Consider the following 7,972-nt stretch of genomic DNA (forward strand, 5'->3'; position numbering starts at 1 on the left):
GCGCCGGTGCTCGGCGACGACGACTGACGTGCCTCACGGCTGATTTCGCATCCCGCCTGGTCAACGGTTATGCTGCTGCTCGTTCACGGCGTCGCGGCGCCTGGAACCGCGCGGGGCTATAGCTCAGTTGGTAGAGCGCTTGCATGGCATGCAAGAGGTCAGGAGTTCGATTCTCCTTAGCTCCACATTCCCGGCCCGTCTCCTGCACACAGGCGACGGGCCGTTTTTCGCGCTCATGGTGGCCCCGCGCTGCCCCCTCAACGAGCGTGGCGCGGTGCCGGGATCGCCGACCGGGCCTCCTGAGACGTGGAAGAACGTGGCAGAATCGTGATGGCAGGAGGGGGAGGTCGGAGGGGAGGGGCGTGTGCGATGTCGGCAGGTGTCCTCATCGAGGGCGTTCGGCGGACGGCTCGCTCGCGCACCCGGTCCACTGCCGGCCCGCTCGCCGCGTTCCCAACAGCCTTGCTGTGCCCGGCCTGTGGTTCATCGAACGTTGCTCAGATGCTCGGCGACAACGGAGGAGTGTCCTACGTGTGCACGGCCTGCGGCCACAGCTGGAGCTGATGACTGATGGGTGCACACAGCCGGAAGTGCGACTGGTGCGGCAGCGGTACGCCCGTCGTACGTGACATGGAACCGGTCAATCCGGACTTCCAGTACTGGTGCGAGGACTGCGCGCGGGCGCTGATCATAAAAGGCGATCCGATCGAGACCTACCGTGAGTTGGACGGCGAGCCCATCTACGGCCGGCTGCTCGATGAACACTGCACCCTGAAGCGCTTCTACTCCTTCGCGACAGCCTGACCGGGCCGCCCGTCACCAGGCCGTCCGGTCTGTCAATTTTCGGGTGCCACTGTCCGGTTCGTACGGGGCGGGCCTGCGCAGCGCCCGTACGGTCACGCCGGCCGCCAGCGCGAGGAAGCCCAGCCCGGCGGCAGGGTAGACCGCCGAGAGCGCCATTTCGCCGCCCGACTGGTTCAACTCGGGCCGCACGGGCCCGGTGGCGCCGTGCGGCACCCACCACAGCGCGTACGAACAGAAGACCAGTGCCGCGCTCCCGGCCAGCGCCCGCCACAGCGCGGCGCTCTCGCGCCGCAGCGCCTCCGTTCCCAGCAGCAGGACCAACGGCACGCACCACACCCAGTGGTGCGACCAGGACACGGGGCACACCAGCAGCGCCGTGACGGCGCAGGTGAGCGCAGCCCAGGCCGGTGCGTGCGGCAGCCGCCGTCGCCCCGCGAACGCCGCGGCCACGGCCGTGCCCAGCCCGAGCACCGTCACCAGGATGATCAGCGCCAGCCACGGGCCGCCCGGGTCGCCGGTGTGCAGGAGGCGGGCGAGGAGGCCGCGCAGTGACTGGTTGTCGGTGATCTCCGCGTGGCCGGCGCGCTCCGGTTTGAAGATCGCGTCACCCCAGAAGCGGAGCGAGTCACGCGGCAGCAGCACCGCCCCGAGCAGCACCGTCCCCAGGAACGCGCCGGTCGCCACGGCAGCCTGCCGAAGCCGGGGATTGGCGTGCCCGGCCGTAGCGCCGACGACGCTGTGACCGTCCCGCAGCCGTTGCCAGCCCCGCACGGCTCCGCACACCGCGAGAAAGACGGCGAACAGCGCGGGTGTGAGCTTGATGCCGGCGGCGACGCCGATGCCCGCCCCGGCCCACCGGTGAGCGGAACGGCGGGAGAGGTCCCACAGCACGAGCACGGCGAGCAGCAGATTGATCTGGCCGTAGCGCAGCGTCGTCCACACCGGTTCGCACCACACCGCGACCGACGCGATCAGCAGCGTGACAGCCGGCCGCGACGTGTGCGGCTGGGGTGAGTGGCGGCCGATCAGCCGCAGGGAGAGGTGGACGAGTGCGACCAGCAGCACCAGGTTCCCCGCCGTGGCCAGGGTGCGCATGTCCGCCACGTCCAGCAGCGTCAGCGGCAGGAACAGCAGCGCCGCGAAGGGCGGATAGGTCATCGGCAGGTCGGCGTGGGTGGCGCGCATCGAGTAGAGATCCGCACCCGTGCGTACGGTCCAGCCCTCCGCCCGGTAGACCATGAGGTCGATCATCGAGACGTCCGTCGCTCGCTGGGCCGCCCAGAAGGCGGCGAAGGAGAGCAGGCAGACGGCCGAGGCGAGCAGAGCCGGACGCCGCAGCAGGTACGTCCTGACGAATCCCCGCGACCGGCTTTGCACGGTCTGCTGCAGTGTGCTCACGGCGTGCGGCTCCAGAGGCGTGATCGACTGCACGGGTCGTTGACAGTACCGCCGCCCGCTGCGGCCGCGAGATCGGTAAACGGATTTGGCGGAACCTGGCCGGTGCCGTGTAAGGTTGGCGTCGCCGCCGCGGGGAAACCCTCTCGGCGGACTGATGTCTGGGGCTATAGCTCAGTTGGTAGAGCGCTTGCATGGCATGCAAGAGGTCAGGAGTTCGATTCTCCTTAGCTCCACAAAGGCGATGGGCGACGTGTGTCCGCGGAAGGCGCGGACGGCGTCGCCTTTGTCGTTTCTCCTCGGCTTCGCCTCGCGTTGCGGGGGCTTCGCCACCCGCACCCCCGCCCCTGACGGGGTGCCGTCTGGCTCGGAGTGGGTGTCGATGGGGGATGTGTGTCCGCGGGAGGCGCGGGCGGCGTCGCCTTTGTCGTTCTTGCTCGGCTTCGCCTCGCGTGGCGGGGGCTTCGCCGCCCGCGGCCTTTGACGGGGCGGGACTTCGCCTTCCGGTCGGCCTTGGGGCCACCGCAGTACTGGGTGGACCACTCGAAAGAGGGGGAGCCGCCCTTGCGGTACCCTGACCGCATGCGTGCCGTACGCCTTCTGCTTAGTCGGCCGCGCTGATCACTCCCGGCCCCCGAGCGACATCGACATGATCGCGAGGGCCGGAATCGGCGCGGCGTCCCCTCCTGTGCGAGGGGCTTTTTCATTTGCGCTCGGCAGAGACGACCGATGGAGCCTTGAAGACCATGACCGAGACGACGACAGCCGTCGAGACCGCCGCCCCTCATCGCTACACGGCGGCGCTGGCCGCCGACATCGAGGCACGCTGGCAGGACTTCTGGGAGAAGCGGGGCACGTACGAGGCGCCGAACCCGGGTGACGGCGAACTGGGCGGCGAGCCCGAGCTGGCCGCCCGGCCCAAGAAGTTCATCATGGACATGTTTCCCTACCCCTCGGGTGCGGGCCTGCACGTCGGCCACCCGCTGGGCTACATCGCCACCGACGTCTTCGCCCGCCACCAGCGGATGACCGGGCACAACGTCCTGCACACCCTGGGCTTCGACGCCTTCGGCCTGCCCGCCGAGCAGTACGCGGTCCAGACGGGCACCCACCCCCGCTCCTCGACCGAGGCCAACATCGTCCAGATGCGGGCGCAGCTGCGCCGCCTGGGCCTGGGCCACGACCAGCGCCGTTCCTTCGCGACGATCGACCCGGACTACTACAAGTGGACCCAGTGGATCTTCGTTCAGATCTTCAACTCCTGGTACGACGCGGAGGCGCAGACCGCCCGGCCGATCGGCGAACTGGTTCAGCAGTTCGCGGCGGGTGAGCGGGAGACGCCGGACGGCTTCGCGCGCTGGGACGAGCTGAACGACGTCCAGCGTGCAGAGGTGCTGGGCGAGTACCGGCTGGCCTACGCCTCCGACGCGCCGGTCAACTGGTGCCCTGGGCTGGGCACCGTGCTGGCCAACGAGGAGGTCACCGCGGAGGGCCGCTCCGAGCGGGGCAACTACCCCGTCTTCAAGGCCGAGCTGCGCCAGTGGAACATGCGGATCACCGCCTACGCCGACCGGCTGCTGTCGGATCTGGACGGACTGGACTGGCCCGAGGCGATCAAGCTGCAGCAGCGCAACTGGATCGGCCGGAGCGAGGGCGCCCGTATCGACTTCCCGCTGGGCGACGGGAAGATCGAGGTCTTCACCACCCGTCAGGACACCGTGTTCGGCGCCACCTACATGGTGCTGGCCCCCGAACACCCGCTGGTCGACAGCGTCGTGCCGGTTCAGTGGCCGGCGGGCACCCACGGAGTGTGGACCGGCGGCCATGCCGACCCGGCCGCGGCCGTCGCCGCCTACCGTGCGCAGGCGGCCGCCAAGTCGGACGTCGAACGTCAGGCCGAGGCGAAGGACAAGACCGGAGTCTTCACCGGCGCGTATGCCACCAACCCGGCCAGCGGCGAACAGGTTCCGGTCTTCATCGCCGACTACGTACTGATGGGCTACGGCACCGGCGCCATCATGGCCGTACCCGCGCACGACCACCGCGACTTCGCCTTCGCGCGCGCCTTCGAACTGCCGATGCGGTGCGTCGTGGAGCCGGCGGACGACCGGGGCACGGACACGGCCGCGTGGGACGACGCCTTCGTGTCGTACGACGCGAAGATCGTCAACTCCTCGGCCGGCGACGTCACCCTGGACGGGCTGGGCGTGGTCGAGGCCAAGGCGGAGATCACGGCCTGGCTGGCGGGCCGCGGCATCGGCGAGGGCACCGTCAACTACCGGCTGCGCGACTGGCTGTTCAGCCGGCAGCGCTACTGGGGCGAACCCTTCCCGGTCGTCTACGACGAGGACGGCGTCGCGCACGCCCTGCCCGAGTCGATGCTGCCCCTGCAACTGCCCGAGGTCGAGGACTACTCACCGCGCACCTTCGAGCCCGACGACGCCGACACCGTGCCGGAGACCCCGCTGTCCCGTAACGAGGACTGGGTGAACGTCACCCTGGACCTGGGCGACGGCAAGGGCCCGCGCCGGTTCCGCAGGGAGACCAACACCATGCCCAACTGGGCTGGTTCCTGCTGGTACGAGCTGCGCTACCTGGACCCGCACAACAGCGAGCGACTGGTCGACCCGGAGATCGAGCGCTACTGGATGGGCCCTCGCGAGGGGCAGCCGAGCGGCGGCGTCGACCTGTACGTGGGCGGCGCCGAACACGCCGTGCTGCACCTGCTGTACGCGCGCTTCTGGTCGAAGGTGCTGCACGACCTGGGGCACGTCTCCTCGGTCGAACCGTTCCACAAGCTGTACAACCAGGGCATGATCCAGGCGTTCGTCTACCGCGACAGCCGCGGCATCGCCGTGCCGGCCGCCGAGGTCGAGGAGGTGGACGGAGCCTACTTCCACCAGGGCGCGCAGGTCAGCCGGGTGCTGGGCAAGATGGGCAAGTCACTGAAGAACGCCGTCACCCCGGACGAGATGTGCGCGGAGTACGGCGCGGACACGCTGCGGCTGTACGAGATGGCGATGGGTCCGCTGGACGTCTCGCGTCCCTGGGACGCCCGCGCGGTCGTGGGCCAGTTCCGGCTGCTGCAGCGGCTGTGGCGCAACATGGTGGACGAGGCGACCGGCGAGGTCACCGTCGTCGACGCCGAACCGGACGAGGACACGCTGCGCGCGCTGCACAAGGCCATCGACGGCGTCACCAAGGACCTGGACGCGCTGCGCTTCAACACGGCCATCGCGAAGATCACCGAGCTGAACAACCACGTCACCAAGGTGCGCGAGGTACCCCGCTCGATCGCCGAGCGGATGCTGCTGCTGATCGCGCCGCTGGCCCCGCACATCGCCGAGGAGCTGTGGCGGAGGCTGGGGCACGAAGAGAGCATCGTGCACCACGACTTCCCGGTCGCCGACCCGGCGTACGTGGTGGACGAGACCGTGACCTGCGTGGTGCAGGTGAAGGGCAAGGTCAAGGCCCGTCTGGAGGTCTCGCCCTCGATCTCGGACGCCGACCTGGAGGCGCAGGCACTGGCCGAGCCGGCGATCGTCGGAGCGCTGGGCGGTGCGGGCATCCGTAAGGTGATCGTACGGGCGCCGAAGCTGGTCAACGTCGTCCCGGCGTAGCGCTGCCCGGCCCCGGCCAGACCCCGGCCAGACCCCCGACCGGACCCCTAGGGGTCCGGTCCGGGTCCGGCCGGAACCCGGCACCGGCCCTGTCCGTTTACGCTGGACTGAGAACCGCACAGGCAGGCATGCGTGCTTGCGTGCCCACGGACGAAGGAGCGTGCTCGTGGAATTCGTCATCGGCGTGGTGGCGCTGCTCTTCGTACTCTCCGTGACGTTCGGCGTCATCGCCGCGGTGCGTGTCGTACGGGCCGTGGGGCGCGGCGTCGAGCGGACCGGCAGTCAGGTCCGCCGGACCGTCGAGGAGACCACGCTGCGGGCGAGGAGTGCCCAGCCGGGCCCGGTCGGCGAGCTGGCACGCAAGCGGCTGGAGCTGCGCTCCTCCATCGACGGCACCCGCCGCGCCCTGGAGGCGGACGCGACCAGGGACCCGTCGCTGCGCGAGGCCATCGGCCTGCTCGACCGGCTGCACGACCACGCACGGCAACTCGACGTCGAGCTGCGGCTGCTGATGGAACGGGAGCCCGACAAGGCGCGCACCGCCGAGCGGCTCCCCGAGGTGCGTGAGCGCGTCGCACGTATCACGGAGTCGGCGGACTCGCTGCGTTTCGCGGCGCAGGACCGTGCGCGGCAGTACGACGTGGAGGGGCTGGGCGCGCTGCGCCGGCAGATCGAGATCGAGTCGGGCGCGCTGCGGCACTGGCAGGGCGCGGACAGCGCCCCCGGGCTGGACAGCGCCCCGCAGCCGGCCGAGGCCCCCCGGCTGGACAAGGGCCGTCCGCGAAGCGCCTCCTGAGACGGCGGTAGCCTCACTTCATGTCCCGCAGCACCACGTCCCGCAGCATGGCCGGCGGGGCTGCCCCCGACGTAGCGATCGTCACGGATTCCACGGCTTACCTGCCGCAGGCGACTCTGGCACGACACCGCATCGACGTCGTGCCGCTGATCGTGGTGGTCGGCGACCAGGCGCTCGAAGAAGGCAGCGAGATCTCCGCGCGTTCGCTCGCGGAAGCCCTGTGTGAGCGGCGCGCCGTCACCACCTCGCGGCCGAGTCCGGCGGTCTTCGCGGAGACGTACCGCGCGGCGGCGGCAGCCGGAGCGGAGGGGATCGTCTCGCTGCACCTGTCGGGGGAGATCTCGGGGACCTACGACGCGGCGGTGCTCGCGGCCCGCGACGCCCCCGTCCCGGTACGCGTCGTGGACACCGGGGTCGTCGCCATGGCGCTGGGCTTCTGCGCACTGGCGGCGGCGGAGGCGGCGGAAGCGGGGGGCACGCTGGACGACGCCGTGGCCGCGGCCGAGAAGCGGGCCGAGGGGACCTTCGCCTACTTCTACGTCGACACACTCGACTATCTGCGCCGGGGCGGCCGGATCGGAGCGGCACAGGCGCTGTTCGGCTCGGCTCTCGCCGTCAAGCCGCTGCTGGAGCTGGCGGACGGCCGGATCGCGATGCTGGAGAAGGTGCGGACGGCGTCCAAGGCGATCGCGCGCCTGGAGGAGATCGTGGTCGAGAAGTCGGGCAAGGCATCCGTCGACATCGCCGTCCACCATCTCGCGGCGCAGGAACGTGCCGATCAGCTCGCGCAGCGCCTGCGTGAACGGGTGCCGGGGCTGGGCGAGCTGCATGTGAGCGAGGTCGGCGCGGTGATCGGCGCACACACCGGCCCGGGGCTGCTCGGCGCCGTGGTGTCGCTGAGGTGAGTGACGGGGTTGTCCACAACCGGCGAGTTCTCCCCGGCAATTGACCAAGATCACCTAGCGCGTACGGTTCTGCCTACCGTCGGTCGGCATGAGCACTCGATCCGGCCTCCGCCGTCGCCCCCGTCCCACGCGCCCGCCCCGTGGGCCCCGATCCCTCACGCCCCACCGGGGCGGTCGCTTCTCCCGACGGCGCTCCGCGTCCCGTTCCGGCCGGCCTGCTCCGCCCGGCCCGTCTGCTCCGGGTGATCTGCCGGCCGGGCTCGGTGAGCGCGCGGCGGCGCTGCTCGCCGAGGGCGATGACGGCCTGGACGCGGGAAGGCCGGCGCCGACGGCGCCCCTAATGTCTCCCGAGACGGGTGAGCGCTCCTCCGGCCGTGGTGACGCTCCCGCGCCGGCGCGCGCCGGGCCACCCACCGTGGTGGCAGCCTCCCCGGCAGGCCTCGACCCACCCG

At 70.7% G+C, this 7,972-nt stretch carries 6 protein-coding genes and 2 tRNA genes; 7 read left to right on the top strand and 1 reads right to left on the bottom strand.

Annotated features, from left to right (window positions below; translation table 11 throughout):
- Positions 1–112 precede the first annotated feature (112 nt).
- From ACRDP3_RS12895 to ACRDP3_RS12905, 3 genes are all read left to right on the top strand, one after another.
- Positions 113–185 (top strand) — tRNA-Ala (locus ACRDP3_RS12895).
- Between the two features lie 184 nt (positions 186–369).
- A complete protein-coding gene (locus ACRDP3_RS12900) occupies positions 370–564 on the top strand; it encodes a hypothetical protein (protein WP_431517046.1) in 195 nt (64 codons plus the stop codon).
- 6 nt (positions 565–570) lie between these two features.
- Complete coding sequence (locus ACRDP3_RS12905; RefSeq protein WP_431517047.1) at positions 571–804, top strand: hypothetical protein; 234 nt, start codon at positions 571–573, stop codon at positions 802–804.
- Between the two features lie 12 nt (positions 805–816).
- Here ACRDP3_RS12905 and ACRDP3_RS12910 read toward each other — a convergent pair whose 3' ends face one another.
- A complete protein-coding gene (locus ACRDP3_RS12910; protein ID WP_431517048.1) occupies positions 817–2,202 on the bottom strand; it encodes a glycosyltransferase 87 family protein in 1,386 nt (461 codons plus the stop codon).
- A gap of 160 nt (positions 2,203–2,362) precedes the next feature.
- On the opposite strand from ACRDP3_RS12910, the gene ACRDP3_RS12915 reads away from it, so the two are divergent.
- The 4 genes from ACRDP3_RS12915 to ACRDP3_RS12930 all read left to right on the top strand — a co-directional run bounded on the left by ACRDP3_RS12915 (position 2,363) and on the right by ACRDP3_RS12930 (position 7,520).
- Positions 2,363–2,435: transfer RNA gene (locus ACRDP3_RS12915), tRNA-Ala, on the top strand.
- Positions 2,436–2,945: 510 nt separating this feature from the next.
- Positions 2,946–5,819: a leucine--tRNA ligase gene (gene leuS / locus ACRDP3_RS12920; RefSeq protein WP_431517049.1), complete on the top strand. Its 2,874-nt coding sequence runs from the start codon at positions 2,946–2,948 to the stop codon at positions 5,817–5,819.
- A gap of 166 nt (positions 5,820–5,985) precedes the next feature.
- Positions 5,986–6,615, top strand: a complete 630-nt coding sequence (locus ACRDP3_RS12925) for a hypothetical protein (protein WP_431517050.1) — start codon at positions 5,986–5,988, stop codon at positions 6,613–6,615.
- 47 nt (positions 6,616–6,662) lie between these two features.
- Positions 6,663–7,520: a DegV family protein gene (locus ACRDP3_RS12930; protein WP_431517051.1), complete on the top strand. Its 858-nt coding sequence runs from the start codon at positions 6,663–6,665 to the stop codon at positions 7,518–7,520.
- Positions 7,521–7,972: the final 452 nt, after the last annotated feature.

Origin of the sequence: Streptomyces sp. (assembly GCF_050698815.1) — a bacterium.
GTDB lineage: Bacteria > Actinomycetota > Actinomycetes > Streptomycetales > Streptomycetaceae > Streptomyces.